18 protein-coding genes are annotated in these 18,143 nt (G+C 61.4%); 5 read left to right on the top strand and 13 right to left on the bottom strand.

Features of this window, described 5'->3' with window-relative positions:
- Nucleotides 1-72: 72 nt before the first annotated feature.
- The 5 genes from RMO89_RS01275 to RMO89_RS01295 are packed head-to-tail and all read left to right on the top strand — an operon-like array spanning nucleotide 73 to nucleotide 8,847.
- Nucleotides 73-807, top strand: a complete 735-nt coding sequence (locus RMO89_RS01275; protein WP_310530741.1) for a hypothetical protein — start codon at nucleotides 73-75, stop codon at nucleotides 805-807.
- Nucleotides 807-5,243: a D-Ala-D-Ala carboxypeptidase family metallohydrolase gene (locus RMO89_RS01280; protein WP_310530743.1), complete on the top strand. Its 4,437-nt coding sequence runs from the start codon at nucleotides 807-809 to the stop codon at nucleotides 5,241-5,243. Before RMO89_RS01275 ends, RMO89_RS01280 begins: the two co-directional genes overlap by 1 nt.
- Nucleotides 5,243-7,207, top strand: a complete 1,965-nt coding sequence (locus tag RMO89_RS01285; protein ID WP_310530744.1) for a hypothetical protein — start codon at nucleotides 5,243-5,245, stop codon at nucleotides 7,205-7,207. The genes RMO89_RS01280 and RMO89_RS01285 overlap by 1 nt, the downstream gene beginning before the upstream one ends.
- Nucleotides 7,208-7,211: 4 nt before the next feature.
- Nucleotides 7,212-7,586, top strand: a complete 375-nt coding sequence (locus RMO89_RS01290) for a hypothetical protein (RefSeq protein ID WP_310530745.1) — start codon at nucleotides 7,212-7,214, stop codon at nucleotides 7,584-7,586.
- A gap of 1 nt (nucleotide 7,587) precedes the next feature.
- Nucleotides 7,588-8,847 carry a discoidin domain-containing protein gene (locus RMO89_RS01295; protein ID WP_310530746.1) on the top strand — a complete coding sequence of 420 codons (1,260 nt, stop codon included), beginning with the start codon at nucleotides 7,588-7,590 and terminating at the stop codon, nucleotides 8,845-8,847.
- Between the two features lie 171 nt (nucleotides 8,848-9,018).
- Here the strand turns inward: RMO89_RS01295 and RMO89_RS01300 are convergent, their stop codons facing one another.
- The 13 genes from RMO89_RS01300 to RMO89_RS01360 form a co-directional block, all read right to left on the bottom strand.
- Nucleotides 9,019-9,297: a hypothetical protein gene (locus tag RMO89_RS01300; RefSeq protein ID WP_310530747.1), complete on the bottom strand. Its 279-nt coding sequence runs from the start codon at nucleotides 9,295-9,297 to the stop codon at nucleotides 9,019-9,021.
- Nucleotides 9,297-9,827, bottom strand: coding sequence for a hypothetical protein (locus RMO89_RS01305; protein ID WP_310530748.1), 531 nt, complete (start codon nucleotides 9,825-9,827; stop codon nucleotides 9,297-9,299). Before RMO89_RS01305 ends, RMO89_RS01300 begins: the two co-directional genes overlap by 1 nt.
- Nucleotides 9,824-10,501, bottom strand: coding sequence for a hypothetical protein (locus RMO89_RS01310; protein WP_310530749.1), 678 nt, complete (start codon nucleotides 10,499-10,501; stop codon nucleotides 9,824-9,826). The genes RMO89_RS01305 and RMO89_RS01310 overlap by 4 nt, the downstream gene beginning before the upstream one ends.
- 136 nt (nucleotides 10,502-10,637) lie before the next feature.
- Entirely contained in the window at nucleotides 10,638-12,899 is a 2,262-nt protein-coding gene (locus tag RMO89_RS01315) for a DNA polymerase III subunit beta (protein ID WP_310530750.1), read from the bottom strand.
- A gap of 105 nt (nucleotides 12,900-13,004) precedes the next feature.
- Nucleotides 13,005-13,595 (bottom strand): methyltransferase type 11, encoded by a 591-nt coding sequence (locus RMO89_RS01320; protein ID WP_310530751.1) that lies wholly within the window; start codon nucleotides 13,593-13,595, stop codon nucleotides 13,005-13,007.
- Nucleotides 13,592-15,307 (bottom strand): DUF3560 domain-containing protein, encoded by a 1,716-nt coding sequence (locus RMO89_RS01325; RefSeq protein WP_310530752.1) that lies wholly within the window; start codon nucleotides 15,305-15,307, stop codon nucleotides 13,592-13,594. The genes RMO89_RS01320 and RMO89_RS01325 overlap by 4 nt, the downstream gene beginning before the upstream one ends.
- 77 nt (nucleotides 15,308-15,384) lie before the next feature.
- Nucleotides 15,385-15,555: a hypothetical protein gene (locus RMO89_RS01330; protein WP_310530753.1), complete on the bottom strand. Its 171-nt coding sequence runs from the start codon at nucleotides 15,553-15,555 to the stop codon at nucleotides 15,385-15,387.
- A 629-nt stretch (nucleotides 15,556-16,184) separates the two neighbouring features.
- Nucleotides 16,185-16,403 carry a hypothetical protein gene (locus tag RMO89_RS01335; RefSeq protein ID WP_310530754.1) on the bottom strand — a complete coding sequence of 73 codons (219 nt, stop codon included), beginning with the start codon at nucleotides 16,401-16,403 and terminating at the stop codon, nucleotides 16,185-16,187.
- 90 nt (nucleotides 16,404-16,493) lie between these two features.
- A complete protein-coding gene (locus RMO89_RS01340; RefSeq protein ID WP_310530755.1) occupies nucleotides 16,494-16,796 on the bottom strand; it encodes a hypothetical protein in 303 nt (100 codons plus the stop codon).
- Nucleotides 16,793-16,927 (bottom strand): hypothetical protein, encoded by a 135-nt coding sequence (locus tag RMO89_RS01345; protein ID WP_310530756.1) that lies wholly within the window; start codon nucleotides 16,925-16,927, stop codon nucleotides 16,793-16,795. Before RMO89_RS01345 ends, RMO89_RS01340 begins: the two co-directional genes overlap by 4 nt.
- Nucleotides 16,924-17,172: a hypothetical protein gene (locus RMO89_RS01350; protein ID WP_310530757.1), complete on the bottom strand. Its 249-nt coding sequence runs from the start codon at nucleotides 17,170-17,172 to the stop codon at nucleotides 16,924-16,926. The genes RMO89_RS01345 and RMO89_RS01350 overlap by 4 nt, the downstream gene beginning before the upstream one ends.
- A 468-nt stretch (nucleotides 17,173-17,640) precedes the next feature.
- A complete protein-coding gene (locus RMO89_RS01355; RefSeq protein ID WP_310530758.1) occupies nucleotides 17,641-17,781 on the bottom strand; it encodes a hypothetical protein in 141 nt (46 codons plus the stop codon).
- A complete protein-coding gene (locus tag RMO89_RS01360; protein WP_310530760.1) occupies nucleotides 17,778-17,969 on the bottom strand; it encodes a hypothetical protein in 192 nt (63 codons plus the stop codon). The genes RMO89_RS01355 and RMO89_RS01360 overlap by 4 nt, the downstream gene beginning before the upstream one ends.
- Nucleotides 17,970-18,143 lie beyond the last annotated feature (174 nt).

An 18,143-nucleotide genomic window follows, 5' to 3' on the forward strand; every position in this document is an offset into this window, starting at 1 on the left:
GCCGGTCAAGCTGATCCGCGCCTTCGATGTGATCTACCGCGAAGCCGAGAAATACAAGGCGAAGAGGGAAGCATGATCCGCACCAGCATCCGCGCCGACACATCCGCAAGGGCCGCCATCGAACGCCGTCTGGACACGCAATTGCGCCAGCGCGCGCTTGGGGCGGCCGATGCGGCGGCGCGCGTGGCATTGCAGGACATGCGCGGCGAGATGGCGGCGGCCGGGCTTAGCACGCTCGGTCGCGCGCTCGGCTCCGGCTCCGACAAGAGCAAGGGCGGGCAGGTACATATGAAATCGGGCGGCGGGTGGTCAGCCTCGGGCTGGGTCTATATCCGCAGCAAGAGCCCGCGCTCGGTCGGCGCGATCATCTCCTATACCGAGCCATCAACGCTGATCACCCCGAAGAAGGGGCGTTGGCTCTGGATTCCCACCGATGAAGCTTATCGCACCGTTGGCCTACCTCCGGGCAGCGAGACGAAGAAGGCCCGCCTTGAGCCGCACCTGTGGGACCAGACTTGGGGCAACCGCTTCGGCCCCCTCGCCGTAATCAAGTCGGTGAACGGCTGGCCGCTGATGATCCTCAAGAACCCGGCGAGCGTGAGGCTTTCCGGCCAGCGGGGAATGAAGCCCCTGCTGAAGAGCGGCCGCGCGCCGAAAGGCTTTGTGCCGAAAGAGTTCATCGTAATGTTCATCGGCATCCCGCGCACCTCGCGCAAAGCCCGCATCGATCCTCGCGCGATTGCCGCGCGTGCCGCCGTCAAAATTCCCGCCCTGTTGGGCCCCGCATTCACCGCAGAGGCGTCCTGATGTCGCAGTCCAGCATCTTCCCGGTCTATATCAAGACGCAGTACGATGGCAGCGGTGGCGCGTTCGATCAGTTGACGCGCGAGGTAGCCCGCGCTGCCGATGAAGCACGCAAGACGTTCGAGCGGTCGTTTTCCGGCTTCAAGTCTGGCGTCAGCAATCTGTCCGTCGACCTACCTGGCCTGCGTAAGACGGCTGCCGACGCTGAATATGCAGTGCAGCGTGTCGATGCACTCCGCGTGGCGGCAATCAACCTATCCCGCGCTACGGGCGATAAGACCTCTGCGACCGTCCAGTACATCAAGGCGCTCAGCGATCAGTCGGTAGAGGCTGAAAACGCACTCCGCATCGCAAATGCCGAAGTTACCACGCATGAGCGCCTTCAGGCACAGATCGACAAGACGATCACCTCAAATACCAAACTCGCGCAGTCTTATCGCAACACCTTTCTTGAGCAGGCGAAGGCCGAGAATGCCGCATATCGCTTCCAGCAGGCGATCAATACCACGGCAGCACCCGGACTCACCCGCACGGCGACCGACAACGGGGCCGGCTATTCCGCTCTTGCCGCAATGGCAAAACAGCAGGAGGCGGCGCAGCGGCTTGAGGCTGAATTTGATGTTCTGCGCCGCGCCGAAGTTGGTGCCGCTGAGGGCGCGCGCATCCTTGAGGCCGCGCACCGCGGCACCGCGTTGGCGAGCGACCATGCAGCGAAGTCGGCTCGCGACTCTGCCGCTGCATTCGAAGCTGCATTCTCAGCACGCACCGCCGCCGCGCTGGGCGCCCAGACCAAAGCCACCGAAGAAGCCGCAGCCGCAGCGCGCAAGTACGCAACCGACCTCGAACTGGTAAAGCGCGCCATCGACCCGACGCGCGTTGCCCAGCAGCAGCTTGACGCCGAACTGGCCCGCGCTGATGTCGCGTTCGAAAAGGGTGCAATCGACGCCCGCCAGTACGGCCTTGCGGTCAACGCGGCGGCGAACAACTTCGAAGGTATGGTGACGGGCGTTCGCCGCGGCACCGACGCATGGGGTATCCATGCTCAGTCCATGCGCGGCAGCCGGCAGGCGATGGTCCAGACCGGGCAGCAGGTTCAGGATTTGGCGATCAGCCTCTATTCCGGGCAGCGGGCAAGCGTCGTCTTTGCTCAGCAGCTACCACAGCTCGCTTTTGCGCTCACCAGCCTTGAAGGCTCGACGAACAAGACGCAGGACAAGATTGGGCGCTTCGCCTCCTTCCTGTCAGGCCCTCTCGCCAGCGTGGCGCTGGTAGCGGTATCGGCGGGGCTTGGCATCCTGATCGATCAGCTATTTTTCACTGATAAGGCTTCAGATAAGGCCGCTAAGTCAGCGGAGGACGTTGCGACCGCGTTTGATTACAACAGCGCGGCGACAAAAGAACTTATCACGGCCCTAGATGAACTGATCGACACTGAGCAGAAGCGCAACGATGTAGGGCGACAGTCGGCCATTGTCTCGTTCGATGAAGCGAAGGCGAACTTGACGAAGGCGCTCTCGGTGCGCGAACTTCTCAAGGCTGAAGCCGAGAAAACACTGAACGACCTCAATTCACCTGCTTATGATGAAGGTGATGCGGCAGCGAAGTTGATGAGGGCTGCTGACGCACAGAAAGCCTACAACACTCAGATCGCAGAGACTGAAAAGCTCCAGGCGTTGCTGACGAAAAAATTCATCCCTGCAACACAGCAATTTATCGACGATCCCTCAAAGGCCATTGCTGAGCGCAAACTGGCGGCGCTCAATAAGGAGTTCGACCTGTCCCGCGCCCTTACGGCGGCGGAGCAGGAGCGGTATCGCGTCCAGTATGATGCGATCAAGGCTGAGGAGGAGGCGGCGAAGAAGAGGGCGGAGCGTGTAGCAAGGGAAACAGCACAGATCCCCAAACTCGCCGATGTAACCGGCAACGAAGTCGCTCGCCTGCTCGGCACCACCCCAAACGGGGGCAATGGCGGGCTACGCACCCCGGCACAGAACAAAGCCGCAGGCGGCGCTCCCAACAGCTACCATCTCACCGGGCAGGCTATCGACATCCCCCTCACTGTTGGCGGCAAACCGCTGACCAAGGAAGGTATCCGCGCCGCGCTCGCACCGGCCGGCGTGATCATCAAGGAACTGCTTGGCCCCGGCGATAAGGATCATAGCGACCACTTCCACATTGCGTTTTCGCGCAAGCGCGGTGTGCCAGACCAGATTGAAAAGCAGGCCGAGGCGGCAAAGAAGGCGCTCGATAGCTTGATCCAGACCGGAGAGAACGCCGGCCGCACCATCGCCGGAATCAACGCGCGGTGGAACGAGCAGCCGCGCCTGATTGATCAGGTCAAGAAGGACGTTGCTGATCTCGATGCGCTGATTACCGACCTCCAGAAGAACAACAAAGGCGGAGTTTTCGACGGCCAAATTGCCGACGCACAGGCGGCGCGAGCGCTCGCCCTCGATGCACCCAACAAGCTGATGCGCGACATGGTTGAAGCCAACGCGGAGAACGCTGCCATCGACAGCCTGCGCTTGCAGAACCTGAGCATCGAAGCGGAAGTGCTGACCCGCACGCTGGCGCATAAGAACGCGGGCAATGTCGTCACCGAGAAAGAAGCCGCGACCATCGCGCAGATCGTGATGGACGAGAACCGCCGTGCGATCCTTCTTGAGCGCCAGCAGGAAGCGCAGCAGCGCAGCCTTCAGATCATTCAGGACACACAGAGCAACGTGCAGTCGACCGTGCGCGGCCTGCTTTCGGGCAAGGGCTTCGCGGCAATTGGCGACTTCTTCAAGCGCCAGTGGGACATCTATCTCGACGGCCTCGCCAGCCAGATCACCGACCAGCTTTTCGGCGATGTCTTCCAGCAGCAGAAGCTAAAAATCCTTGGGCTGGATAAGGTCGACGAGGCCGGTCGCGACATGGCGGTGAAGATCACCCAGACCGTTAGTGAACTGGAAAAACTGCGTGAAGCAGCGGGTGGCGCGGCAGCGGCGCTGGCTGGCGTGCCGGCGAACGACAATGGCGGCACCCTTGAAGATCAGTTCGATGCCGTCTTCGGCAAAAGTGGCGACATCGTTGTCACCGCCACGCGCACAGTCGAACAGGACATGAAGGTCGTTATGCGCGGCCTGCTGAAGCGCGTCCTTGGCGATGAGCTATCCAAGAAAATCTCCGACTTCTTCGGCAAGAGCGCGGTCGGCGCTGGTTATGGCCAGATCGGCGGCGGCTTGGTTGGCGGAAAGAGCAGCACAGGGTCGGCCCTCGGCGGCATCGTTGGTTACGGCCTAGCCGCAGGTTCAGCGACGATTGGCCGAGTGCTCGGCTCGTTCGCCGGCCCGATTGGCGGCATCCTTGGTGGTGTGGTCGGCAGCCTCATTGGCGGCTTGTTCAGCAAGGCCAAGACCGGTAGCGCCAGCGTCAGCAATGGGGCGATCTCACTTGGCGGCAACAACACAGCGGCGAAGGGAACGGCCAATACAGCAGCGAGCGGCATCGCCTCGCAACTGAACCGCATCGCCGAGCAGCTTGGTGGCACCGTGGGCAGCTACGGCTTCACCATCGGCTCGCGCAAGGATGAATACCGCGTCTCTGGCAGCGCCGGGGCCAACGTCACTTCGAAGAATCCGGGCGGCCTGCTCTACAAGGGCAAGGATGCCGAAGAAGCGGCGCGCGTGGCGCTGCTCAATGCAATTCAGGATGGCGCGATCACGGGCATCCGGGCGGGCGCGCAGCGACTGCTTCAGGCCGGGAAAGACCTTGAAGGGCAGGTGCAGAAAGCCCTCTCCTTCCAGTCCATCTTCGACCGCCTCAAGGCATACGAAGACCCGATGGGAGCCGCTCTCGATAAGCTGGACCGCGAGTTCGAGAACCTGCGGAAAATCGCCATCGAAGCCGGTGAAGGCATGGTCGAACTGGAAAAGCTCTACGGCATCGAGCGCGCCAACGTGATCAAGGAAGCGAACGAGAAAATCACCGCATCGCTGCGGGGCCTCTATGACAGCCTCACGGTCGGCAATGATGCCCGCTCGCTGGGTGAGCGGCAGGCGCTGGCGCAATCGAAGTACGATCCGCTGGCTGCGCGTGTGGCGGCGGGCGACACCGCAGCATACGATGATTTCGCCGCGGCCGCGCAAACGCTTCTCGACATCGAACGGCAGATATTCGGCAGTCAGGGGGGCTATTTCAGCCGGCTCGACGAAATCACTTCGCTGACCAAGACGCGGATCGACGCGGAAAGCAACGTCGCGTCCATTTCATCCGACCGGCCCGGCTTGTTCACGCCCACGGTCGCCAATGACAACGTGCCGGTGGTCAATTCGATCGATGCCCAGACCAACGCCATCGTCGCAATCGGCAACCAGACCAACACGCTTCTCGCCACCCTCCTTTCAAAGTGGAACGGGACGACCGGGATGCCATTTTCTGACACGGTATATTTCTGATGATCATTGTTGCTGAACTTCAGCCATACGACCCGGTGGCTGCGGCGCGCAAAACGCTGCGCGCGACATCAGCCAACGACGCCCGTGTTACAGGCCTGAATAGCCAGCGCTGGTTGCCGGCCATTTCCGCTGATGGGGTGACGGTGGGAATCAGCCTGTTCAAAGGTGACTTTGATGGGCGGTCGACCGCTACGGCTGGCTCCATGAAGCTGCGGATCAACCGCTTCGAAATCACAGAGCCTTACGTGCGCCGGTTCAATTGGGCCGCCGCCCCGGTGAGGCTATGGGCAGGTGTCGCCGGGCAGGCTTGGCCGTGGACGCAATTCGCCGAACTCACGGTGTCGGATTTCAGCGCTGAAGGGAACGGCCTGAGCCTCACCATGAAGGTCAACGAAGAGCCTTTTGCCGCGAACGTGCTGACCGCGACCTATACCGGCGCGGGCGGCATCGAAGGCCCGGTCGATCTCAAAGGCAAGCCTAAGCCGTTCCTGCTCGGTCGCTGCTCCAACGTGGAGCCGGTGCTGATCGACGCGGTGAACAACGTCTATCAGGTGCATGGCTATGGCACGATCGAGGCCATCACCAAGATCTATGAGCGTGGCAGTGAGTTTCCGGCGGCGGCCGGCGACCATGCCAACTATACCGCGCTGGTGGCCGCCACGATTGCCAACGGGGCATGGGCAACCTGCCTTGCCTCTGGCCTGATCCGGCTAGGCGCACCGGCCTATGGCGTCATCACCGCCGATGTTGACGGCGACAAGGCGGGCGGGACTTGGCGGCGCAAGCCCGGCGAGATCATGCTGCGGCTGCTTGATAATGCCGGCGTGACCTCGGGCCTGATCGAAACCAGCGCCTTCACCGGGCTTGATACCGCGCTCACGACACTGCTGACCAATGACGGACGCATGGGCATCTACCTGACCGATCAGGAATCGGCGCTTGATGTCGTCAGCCGCATTGCAGCGCCATGCAATGCACAGGCCGGCGTCTCCCTGCTCGGCAAGATTTTCGCGGTGCGCGTCGCCGTGGGATCGCCGACGATGACGATGGACGCCCAGCAACGCCAGATGCCGCGTGTGACCAGTTCGACCGAGCAAAGCACGTCGCCGCCCTATTCGTTCATGGAGATGGGTTACGACCGCGCATGGCGGGTCCATACCGAAGATGAGATTGCGCTGAACAGCGACTCAGGCGTTCCCCGTGTCGAGGCGCCAGCTAGTCGCACCTTCACCGCCGACTATACAGGCACGCTCGACGCCGCGCAGCTTCCAGCGACCTTTGCGTTCAAGCGCTACAAGGGGACAGTCGACGTATCGACCAGCACCACATGGACGATTGACAGCCAGCCGGGAATCACTGGCGGAACGGTGACGATCAGCAATGGTGTGGCGACCATCCCCAGCGGGGCGGCAATAGGCATGTCTGCCTCGATCCGCGTGAAGTCGGCGCGTGACGCCATAGATATTTACGAATCAGTCGCGGTAAGCCGGCTCGACGGCCCTGCCCCAAGTGGCGGTGGGGGCGGTGGCGGTAGCACGACCGTCAGTGATTCGACGCTCAGCAGCGTCAGCACAACCACGAAATCCAACATCAGCGACGAAATGACCGTTCGCACCGGGGCTTCGGGCGTCATCACCTTTTCCGGCGCGCTGGCGATCAATGCCACGGCGGGCGGAAACACCGGCTATTACGGCGCGGCTGCACGGTGGCGCTTCAAGGCGGTTGGCGGCTCTTACGCCGATGTGGGCGCGGCGGATATCAGCGAAACTGACGGCGTAGTGGTGTCGTTCGATTCCGGCACTGGCGAATATTCGGTCGCGCCAGGCAGCATCAACGTGGCTGACAGCAAGACCGGGCTGACCGCCGGCACCGATTACGTCGTAGTGCTGCAAGCCGCGCGCGACAGTTCAACGCCATCGAAGACGATCGGCTTCGGCGGCACGGTTTACGCGGTAGGGAGTTGATCTAATGCCAGCTACAGCCGCACGCGCTCAGTTCATCCGCCAGCAGTTCCGCAGCGTCACCAACGGGCCAGTTTCCGGCGTGGTCACGGCATGGGGCGACCTCGCGCGCAAGACCACCGAGCCGATCCCGACGTTCTTCGAAACCAGCACCGACGCGCAGACGATTTGCGACGAGCGCATGACCCTGCTGAGCGCAAGCCGGCGCCGGATGTCGCTTGAGGTTCAGGGTGAGAGCGTGGGGCTTGGCATCGCCTATACGACCGCCTCCCCTGTCGCGACCGTGATCGACGACGACCGGCTGCTCAATACCGCGATGTTGTTTGCCGAAATCGGCATCAACTTCGGCACGGAAAAAACCACTTTGGAAACCTGGGGCTGACATGGCGATCACCAAACCCTTTGCTGTAATTCCGCATCCCCTCGGTACTGTGGCGAGCGGCAATGAACTCGCATCGCGCCCCGCGCTGCATCTCGGCGAGTTCAAAGACCCCGGCATGGTCTGGCAATCAAGCGGCGCTTCGAGCCTGTGGGTTCGCGGTGACTTTGGGTCGAACAAGATCGTCAATTTCTGCTCAGTCCTGTCAGCCAACGCCTTGCCCGGCACACAAATCCGGCTCCGGCTTGGCGATACGCAGGCCGAGGCGGATGGCTCAGGCGGCGGCAGCCCAATATCGGTCAATGGCAATGGCGTCGCAAACGCAGCGACATACACAGCATCATCAGATCACGCCTCCTATACCGGCGCACTCGCGCTCGCATCGAACGGCGCTGGTATGATCGATTACACAACGACAGGCTCGCCAACGACCGCACACATGACCAGTATTTCAGCGGGTCAGTGGATCAAGTGCGATCTCGGATCGTCTGCCAATATCGACACTGTTGAGCTTATCGACAACCCGACTTGGGCCGGCTCAGCTCTCAACGGCGCAGTGGTTGCTGGCTCGAATGACAATTCGTCATGGACAACGATTCATACGGTGACGACCATCACGACCGGGGTGGCCTATATTGTCACCGTGGGAGCAGCTTGGCGCTATATCCGCGTCTCCGGCCCTTCGGGCGGCACCGGCCTGTCAGAGTTCCGGGTGAAGCCGACAATTCCAGCAACTCCGAATTACGACAGCGGCAACGTCACCTTCATCAACCCGGCTATCACGCGCGAAGACGGCAAGTACGGCTCGCACCTTGAATTGCCGAGCGAGATCACCGCGCGCTGGTGGCGCATCGACATCACCGGCCATACCGGCGACTTTCAGGCGATGGCGCTGGTGCTGGGCAAGAAGGCCAGCTTCGGCACGTTCTACAACGACAAAGGGTTCGAGTTCGGCCAAGAGGATATGGGCGCGATCGGCGTTGGCCGGTTCGGCGTGGTCGAAGAAGAAACGGGCATCAAACTGCGGACGCTGGCGATGGATTTCGGCTGGCTGAGCGACAGTGACCGGCACGACATATTTCAGCCCCTGCGCGACAAGCTGGGCGTCACGGGTATGGCCCTATGGTGCTTTGATCCCGACGCGACGGTGCAGCGGCAGGACAAGACCTATTTCGGCTGGCTGCGGAAGCCGGCCATGTTCCGGGCGGCATCGTTCCGGCATGACCGCTGGCAGTCGCAGTTCGATATTCGATCCATCATCTGATCCGTCGCGCGGATAGCCGGTGATGGGGATTGCCGGTGAATGGAGGGGGTGAGGCTTTCGGGCCTTGCCCCCTCTTTTGCGTTTCAGGCTCAATTCCCCCGAAAGGGGATATGCAGCATTCTTTATGTCTCGCTTCGGACGGCGGTAGTTTCGGCAGTTCGCCGGTAGGGGTTACTTCCGGTGTGCTGTAAAAACGATGGCCCCGTTCTGCACGAAATTAAACTGACGTAGCTCGTATGAGTGGACATCAGCCATGTCTCGCGGATTGACCTGAATGCGCCCGCCCGCAGCGATAACAAGCATAGCCGCCGTCTCGAACTTTATGCGCTCAGCGTCGGCCAACTTAGCCTCTGCCTCATCGAGCCGTGCCTTGAGGTTCGCGATGATCCCGGCTGCGCGATCAACATCGCCGTTAGTGAGGCAGGCGTCTGCGGTAGGGTCACGCTCCATCACAGAATCTCCACTTTCAAATCCCAACCCAACTTCTTCGCCATGCCCCGCGCGCCATCGCGCCAGCCGAAGTGATCCATGATGGCGAAGTGCATCGCCTGAGCATCGTCAGGGGAAGACATGGGGCGGCTATCACCCAAAGTGAATGTATCACCCCTCGGCTCGGCGACAGTGACCTCGACCAGTTCGGTGCCTTGACCGTCAAGCGGCGTCGAAATGCTCGCCGCGATCAACGCGCCGGCCTCGGTTTCCCATATCTCGAAAGCAACACGGGTAGGGATATGCCCCTTCGCCTCGAAACTGTTCTCGGCCAGCAAGCGCCCGTTGAACTCGATCGTTGGCCCGCCGTGCTGCGCGAACTCGACGCGCTCGAACCCCTCGGTCTGTTCTGCCCGGCGCGCGGCGCGCTTCAGGGCGCGTTCGGTGTCGGCGATGATGCTGAACACCTGTTGGCCGGCGAGTGGCGCGGTTTCGTGCAGCAGGGCGCTGAGTGCGGCTGCTTTGACGGTGATCTTGTCGTTTGGGGTCATGCTGCTTTGCTCCATTTATTCATGTTGTCGCGTTTGATCTTTACCCAGGCACCCGAACGAACTCGCCGGTAGGGTTCCTCAGCGAATTTCGCCATCAGGCCCTCTCCGCCGATAGCCCATATGCGCCGAGCCTCGGCGATCAGGTCGGCGTGGCTGGAAACCCAGGCATCTTCGACCAATTCGACCGGGCTCGGCTCGCTCTCATCACGCCCGCGCGTGCCCGGCGTCCAGTCCCAATCAGAGCGATCAGCCTCGGCTTCGCTGACGGCCTGCGCCAGCGCGCTCTTGCGCTGATAGAGCGGGGTATCGGTCCCGCCCGCCTTCCAGTCGGCCTGCGAAAGCATATCGAAGGCATGGAATGTGCCGCGCTCACCACCTTGACGGTAATCGGTTTCGACCCAGCGTTTCGTTGCCGCCAGCGTGCCGTCGACCACAAGTTCGCCATCTATGAAGGCCGGGAAGCCCGCGCGCTGCTCCACGCGAAGCAATTGCCGCAGAATATGGTCGCAACCCTCGATAGGCATTCCGTTGCGCGTCCAGAGGCGGGGCTGGCCGTCGACCCCCCGGAAGAACAGGCAGCGGAAGCCGTCCCACTTGCGTTCGGCAAGCATCCCGCCATCGGGAAACGCGCCGCGGTAATCGCTGGCGAGGTGGCATAGATAGGGTGAACGCATCTCTCAAATCTCCTGCCCTCAAATCAACCGGCGCGGGCATTGCCGGTGGCGCTGAATACGCCTGCCCTGCCCGGCGCGCAAGGATTCGCGCGCCGGCTGGATTTCCACGATAGGCCCCAAGCGGGGAAAGGGGTGGCTAGGCGACCGCTCCCTGCACGCGCAGCGCCGCCTCGGCCCGCGCCACCCTGCCCGCCATCACCTCGAACCGCTCGCCAAGATCGGCCATCACGCTTTGCAGGCGCGTGTTCCGTTCATTGACGGCCGCCGCTGCATTGCGTTCGCGCTCGGCCTCGGCCCGCGCATCGTCACGCTGGCGCTTGAGCAAGAGCAAGTCGCTCTCGCGTTCGGGCTGGTGAGGGTCGGCCAGATCGGCGCGCGACTTGGTGAGCGCGGCCTCGGCGACCATAGCGCGCTGCATTTGCGCGGCGGCCTGGGCCTCGGCGGTGCCCCGGCGCTCATTGGCGCGGTCGACCAGGCGATGCTCTGCGCTGAGCCGCTTTTGGAGATCGCGGGCAAACATGACGGCGCGGCGGCGCTTGGCGGTGATGGCCTCGCACTTTTCGCGCCAATGTTGCGCGCTGCGTAGATTGTTGCGGTTGGTATCTTGAGCAAGCCGCGCCTGAAACCATGCAGCAGCCTCACTCGACTTGGTGGCGCGAACCTTGGCCCGCTCGGCCCACGCCCGCCTGACCGCCCGTTCATGCGCCGGAGTGCGCCTTGCCACGGTAGGGGAGGCCAAATAATTCCCCGGCAAATTCCCCGAGGGAATTAATGCCTCACTGGCAATAGATTCCCCCGAAAGGGTGGCAACGCGGCTTTCGAGCGATGCGAGGCGCGCGGCAAGTTCCGCGATAGGGTCGGGGCTGTAGTCATGGGATTCGCCCATGACATCGGCACGGGCGCTAGGAGCCTCGCTGAGCGCGTCGGCGTCAATCTGGCCCATCGGTGCGTCGGGAGCCTCTACGCGCTCCCCTGCCCCGGCGCTGGCTGGAATTTCGGGCATATCGGCAGGCGGGGCAACTTCACCGGCAAGCATGGCCTCGACTTCCGTCCGCGTGATGTAAGTCCGATGGTCCCCGCGAATCCGGCCATCCTTTCCGACAAGCAGGAACCGGCCATCGCCATTATCCCAGCACCATTGCAGGATGTAGAGGCCCGCCGCGATCAACATCGTTTCGAAAATGCTTTCGCCAATGAGCGCGCGAAGCTGAGCCGCTGAAAGGTGGATCTTGTCGGCGCTGAACGCGACCGGATAAGTGATGCCGTCCGGGCCGGTCACTTCCCCCGTGCTGCCGTTCGCCGTGTAGGAAAAGCCCTTCTTGCCGCAATCATCCGCATCGGCCAGCGACATGACCGCGAACAGCAGGCCATCATCGCCCGCCACGGTGCCAAGAAAGCCTTGTTTTGCCGGCGCCCAGGTGAGGCCGCCCTTGAACGGCTTGGCCAGCTTTTCCAGCATGGCGACAGGTGCGCCGGGCAGCAGGTCAGGAAAGAGACATTCTTGCGCGCCGGTCGGAGCCATTGCATCGGTAAAGACGCGCATGAAATCGGGGTAGGTTTCGTCGATGGGGCTCGCATAAATCGAGACGTTGCCCAGCTCGAAACGGAAAGCCGCCTCGCCTTCAGTGGTGAAGCTGCCGGCCATCGCCGCGCCGCCTGCCAGCTTGCCCGCCGCGATCAATGCAGACACCGCCTTGCCGGGCAGGATGGCTTGCGGCAGTTCACCCAGGCTATCGGGCAGCGGGCGGCTTGCAATCGCCATGCCGTGACCATCAGTCGCCGCCATCACGAAACGGTCGCGGCCCGCCATTTCGCGGCGCTCGATTGCGATGCCATGCAGGTAATGGCGGTTTTCTTCCTTGCCAATGCAGGGCGCGAGCGCGGCAAGATCAGACAGGAATTGCGGGGCGTCGATCTTAAACGCGGATAGGGTCGGCTCAATTCCCCCGGCAGGGGTCGGGAAATCATCGGCGGGGAGCGTCGGCAGCGACAGGCGATTGCGGCGCGCGGTGACGATGGCGCGGCCCGTCTTTTCGCCGTTCCATGCGGCGATGACTTCCTCAGCAATTCGCACCTGCCCGCAATCCTTATCCTTGGCCGCCTTGGCGATGGCATCGGCAAAAACAGCCGCGTCAACGCAGAGCGCGCCGGGGCTTTCGACTTCGCCGGGCACAGTCACGCTGGCATAAACGCCCGCGTCGGTATCGCTGCCGGTCAAGGTAACGACGCCGGAAAGATCGGCGGTGATCCGAACGCTTGCGAAAATCGGCACGGTCTGGCGCTTCTCGATAATGCGCTTGGCAAGGAAGGCGGCTGCGGCATGAAGCGCGCCCGGCTCGCAGGTGAAGGCCGCGCGCGATGCTTGCGCCGTGGCGGTGTCAATGTTGGAAAGTTCCATTGTCTCAATCTCCAATTGCTCTTGCTCATCAGTGGCGGCTTGAGCATTGCCGCCAGACGCGCCCCGCCCGGTTCCTAAGCGGGGAGAGGGGGCGCGTTTCGCGGGTTATTCGCGGCAGATGCGAATGATTTTCGTGTAAACCTTGGCATTGGCGAAGGTATCAGGCGGCAGGGTTTCTAGCGTTTCCTGCCCTTCCCTGAACGTCACCGGCACAAGCGCCACCAGAACGCCGCCAGGGGCCAGCAAATCGCGCGCCGCTGCAACGTGCTTGCGGACATCGGAAAAGGGCGGGTTCATTATGATGCGATCAAATTCGGCCCTGCCCCGCATTTCGGCGGCATATTCGAGAAAGCACCTGTTCGCCACGCTGCCGAAATCGTGCAGGCCCTGCGAAAGCCGAATATGCCTTTCCACCTGCACGATTTGCGAAGGCCCAAAGCCCGCCGTGCTCAGCGCGCGGGATAGGTTGCCGGTCCCCGCGCTCGGCTCCAGCACCTGCCCGCATTGGCTAGGGCTTACGTCCAGATATTCCACCATGCGCGCAGCAACATCGGCCGGGGTTACGTGGCATTCGGTGAAGCGATCCACCGCCACGATTTCCGGCGCTTCCGTTTTCTCGATAGGAGCGAAATCCTCCCGGCGCTTGACCGGGAGAAAGGCGGGCCGCTTTGCCATGCGGTAGAGTTCGGGCTTCATGCCGCCACCTGCTCGGCTTCGCTCAGCGCGCGGCGCGCGATGGCGTGCCAATAATCATCGCCGTGCCCCTCATAGGTGCCCGCATCGGTGCGCCGGATCATGTCGCCATAACGCTCAATTTTCCGCCCGTTGTAGTAAAGCGTCGCCTCGCCCTGCGTGGTGCTAGGCTGATAGCGTTTGATCTTAAGCAAGGTCGGATCATAGGGCAGGCCGCCAAGCGTTGCAGGTTCGCCAGCGTCAGCGATTTCCTTTTCCGTCGCTCGCTCGATTGCGTCCAGATCCAGCGGCAGGGCTTTGCACGGCTTGTCCGAAATATGAACCACGGCGCGCGGCATATGGAAACCAGCGCCCCGGCTATAGATGCGGATTCGCGCGACGGCTTCGGGCTTTTCCTGCCGTCCAGTAAAGTTTGAGCTATGCAGGGCAATGCGCCGCCCGGTCGCGTCAATCTCGACGGTTTCAAGCGGGGAATAGGAGCCGCCCGAATTTGCCGAATAGGCCGCCTGTGTCAGCGTCTTGATTTCGTTTGCCTCTGCCAGATTGGCGCGGCCGTTCGCCTTGCAGCTCGCTAACATCTGCATATTCCAGATTCGCTGCAGTTGCTCGGCCTGCTCGGCGGTAGGGTTAACCAGGCTTGCCGGTGCGGGCTTGCTTGATACGCGGCGCACCTTGGGCGCTGGCACTTCATAGCCAACCGACTGCATGAGGTCGCGCCAGTCGTCCGATTCCAATTCCAGCCACCGCCCGCTTGCCAAGTGCAGCGGCAGGGGGGCGGGGCTTTCAAGCTCGAAGCTGCCCGGCTCGATTTCGGTTGCCTTGGGCTTTTCCGCGCCATGTTCACGGGCGAACGCTTGCAGGATAACGGGGGTTAGGTCGCCTTCAAATCGGGCAATCGGACCCAAAAGCGAACGCTCGAAGGCCAGCCGGTTAAGTGTGTGCTCGATCCAGCGACGGCGGCCGGGTCCGTTAATCACGCGATCGGCATTCGCAAGGCATCGCGCCTTAGCATCTTGCGGGGCAATCTCGCCCTTATCGACCGCTGAAAAGGTGCCGAAACCAGCCATAAGCGCGCGGGAATCGGTCCAGCCTAGGGCGTGCTTTATCTGTTCATCAGTGCCCAGCGCGCCCCAAAGCTCGATTGCCTTGTGTGCGGTGTTAATATCGCGATGAAGGTCGCGCAATTCCGCTAGCAGGGTCTTAATCCGGTTGGAGCGTGTGCGGTCGCTGTTTTTCATGTTGGCGAAGTGCTCAACGCCGGTTGCCCGATAGAGCCAATAATTTGCCGTCTCGGCCAGTTTGGCGGATTTATCGGTTGCGGCCTGCATTCGCTCCTGATCCTTGCGCGCCTTACGCTCGGAATGGTGCCCGATAAGGATAGGCTGGCCCATAGCGAAGCCCTCGGAAAGCTCACCCGCGCGCCGGGCGAATGCGTTAGCCTCGCCGTGCCGCTTGTGCGCCAAGCCTTCCAGCCGTTCCGCCTTGATCGTGGCGCGCTCCGCAAGGGTCATTTCTTCGGGCTCGATTTCGCTGGCAAGCTCGGTCGCCAGATCCTCGCGCGCCGGGGTCCATTTGGGGGCAACGAAAAGGCCCTGTTTTGGCGCCCATGAAAAGCCCGCCTCTTTCACGCGCGCATAGGTTTCTGAGTCCAGGCGCTCGCTCGCATAAAGGCGCAGCTTGTTATCTTCAGGACTATAAGTTGCGGTGATTTTCATGTTCAATTCCTTATCAGATTGGCCGGGATTTTGCCACGCGCTTGGCCAGTGCGCGCGCCTCTAAATGCGGGTAGGGGTTAAACAGGGGTAGGGTCTGCCGGTTCGAGCGGCGCAATCCACCAATCACAATCGCTCAGGCTTTCCACCCAGTCGGTTGCCGCTTCCCAATCGGCAAAGGGGCCGTAATGGGTGAAGCCGTCAACCGGGTTGCCGATAATAACAATATGAGGGGAGCTTAGATTCGCCATCGTCCTGCCCCTCAAAATGCGAGCTGAGGCGGAAACGCCAAGCAAAGGAAAATCCGCGCGCTCTTGGCAATCCGCTGGCCCTTGCGCGTCAATGCGCGGCGCTTGGATTCAGGCTTGCGGGTGCGGTCGCGTTTTGTGTCGCTGATTGGCATTGTCTCATTCTCCAAAGCCCTTTGCAGGCGATCAGGCCGGGCAATCCTGATCGTTCTAGGCGATTGCCTATCGTTGCCCCCATGAACCGGGATAGGGGCAAGGATAGGCGCGCGGGATAGGGCCGCGCGCCCTTGGGTTAGATTGGCGCTAGGGCCCTTTCCGGCAAGGTTTCCGTTAGCGTCATGCCCCAAGCGTCAAACTGAACGCGCCAACCATACTTTGCCTTGCGGATGATCTTGCCGCGATGCCGCGCGCAAGGCGTCATAGGGGGCGACACGATCACGGATTGACCGACTGCGAAGGGGGGCGCGTTCATGCTGGCCAGCCTGCAATCGCTGAACCGGGCACGATTGCCCTAAGCTGGCCAGTATCGGCGCGCCGCATTTGCGATGGCTTGCCGGTGTAATGGCCGATTTGCGTGATCGTCCCGCATATGGCTTGGCCATAGCAAAGAACGTGGATCTTGCCGCCGATTGTCATGCCGGGCGCTCCAAATCCTCTAGGGCATGATCTAGCGCGATAAGGGCATCGAGCGCCAAAATATCCACCTTTGCGACGTATCGGGCGCAATTCTCTTCATCCATGTTGCAGATTGCATCGAGCGCCTTGCGCGCATCCTGAACAATCTTGGCATAGGCGCAAAGGCGCATCGCGCGCGCCTTGCTGATCGTTTCGTTATCGTGGAGAAGGTTCATCGCTCTCAATCCTATGTCCTGCCATCGCCAGACACCGGACGGACAATCCGGCATGACTAGGGCGCAAGGTGCGCGCCTTAGTTTCGGCTATCACCATTTTCCCGGCGAAAGGTGCTCACGCTTGGCAATCGCCCATGCAGCGCCCCAAAGCTCGCAATCGGAATCAGTCATGCCGCTATCATCATCCGGCAAGGCATCGCGGCCCATAACCTTTGCAAATGCAGCGGCCATAACTTCGTTTGCGTCGCAAAAATCATGGCTTGCACAAATCGGCCCCGCATATTCAGGAAGGCCATTACGGCGCTGAATTTCCCGCCATTGTTCAGGCGTAACCGTGCGCGCCAGCTCTTCCCTAAATTCATAGGCCAAGCGCTCATGCAAGGGGTAATTCATGGCAGGAACCTTTCCGCATTGGCGCGCAGCACTGGCGCGATGGTGACAATTCGCCGCAAGTCATTTGCCAAGCTGGCAAGCGCCAATGCGCCAGCGCTTGCGGCTATGATGTAGGGGGCAAGGTGGATCATGCTTCACCCTGCCAATAGGTTGCCCACATTTGGCCGAGAACGTCCCGCGTTGGCATTGCAGGGTGCATTGCCTCAATAGCGGCAATCTCTTCCCTGAATTGCGTTGCGTCATCGCCCTGCACAAAGATTGACCAAGGCGTTTCGGGCTTTTCGTCATTGCCATGAAGCTCAAGGCAATAAGCCGTGCCGTTGCCGTATGAGTGCAGGTCATAGGGACCGCCTGTCATGATCTTGATAGATTGCATGGCTCTAATCCTATCCAGTTGCCCTAGTCGAAAGAGGCGCGGGCGATGCCTCTAAGCGCCATGAACCATAAGGTTCGGCGCGATGCAAGAATAAAATGCAAGGAAAGCGCGGAATAGTGCAGAAAAACGCGGGTCCTACCCAGGTGCGCGGCGGAGGGGATGCGCTGTGAAACCGCTTTATTGATCTTTACTATCGGGCTTCGGGTTTTCGTCAGTTAGAAGAGGTTGTTTTACTTATTCCACGCCTCGCGCAGACAGCAAAAAGCCCGACCAGATCGCGCCGGCCGGGCTCAGACTTCGTTCGATTGCAGCCTTACGATTGATCGAGCATAGCGGCCCTCGCGGCGCTGGGGGTTCCTGTCAGTACCCGCCTTTTGAACCATTCTGACCATGACCGACGACTGGCTACGCGGGCTGCTGGGCGGTAGGGCTCAAACCGCAAGCCCGCGAACCTGAATCCTTCTCCCATCACTTCCCCCTTTCAGCGACCAGCGCGCGAATAGCGGCGGCTGCATTCGTGCAATCGTCGGCCTCGCCATCGATCAGCCAACCGCTATCACCAAGCTGGGCCAGCCTATCAGCCAGCGCGATCAGTTCTTCGTCGGTCATTTCGGTTGCCCCACAATCGAGCCGCTGGATTGAAGCTGCACTTCCTCGGCAATGCTGCGGATCCAGTCTATGGCCCACGCGGCGGACTCACCACTGATTTGGACAAGCTCCGTGCCTATCAGGGCTTCAATGGCGATAAGGGCAGTGCCCTGTTCGCGGCTTATGATGAAGTCGGCTTCGTCGGTCATGGCAAAATATCCTCAACCTCAATGCCAGCCCGCCGCATGGCCTTCTCAATGCGGAGAATGCGGCGCTCGATCACAAGTAGGCGCTCATACTCAATTAGCTGGCCGGCGTGTTCCCCGTAGGCAACAGCACCGAGCAAGCCCGAGCCGATAGCGTTCATGTTTACAGCAGTGTAT

Origin of the sequence: Novosphingobium sp. (genome assembly GCF_031424035.1) — a bacterium.
Taxonomy (GTDB): Bacteria; Pseudomonadota; Alphaproteobacteria; order Sphingomonadales; family Sphingomonadaceae; genus Novosphingobium.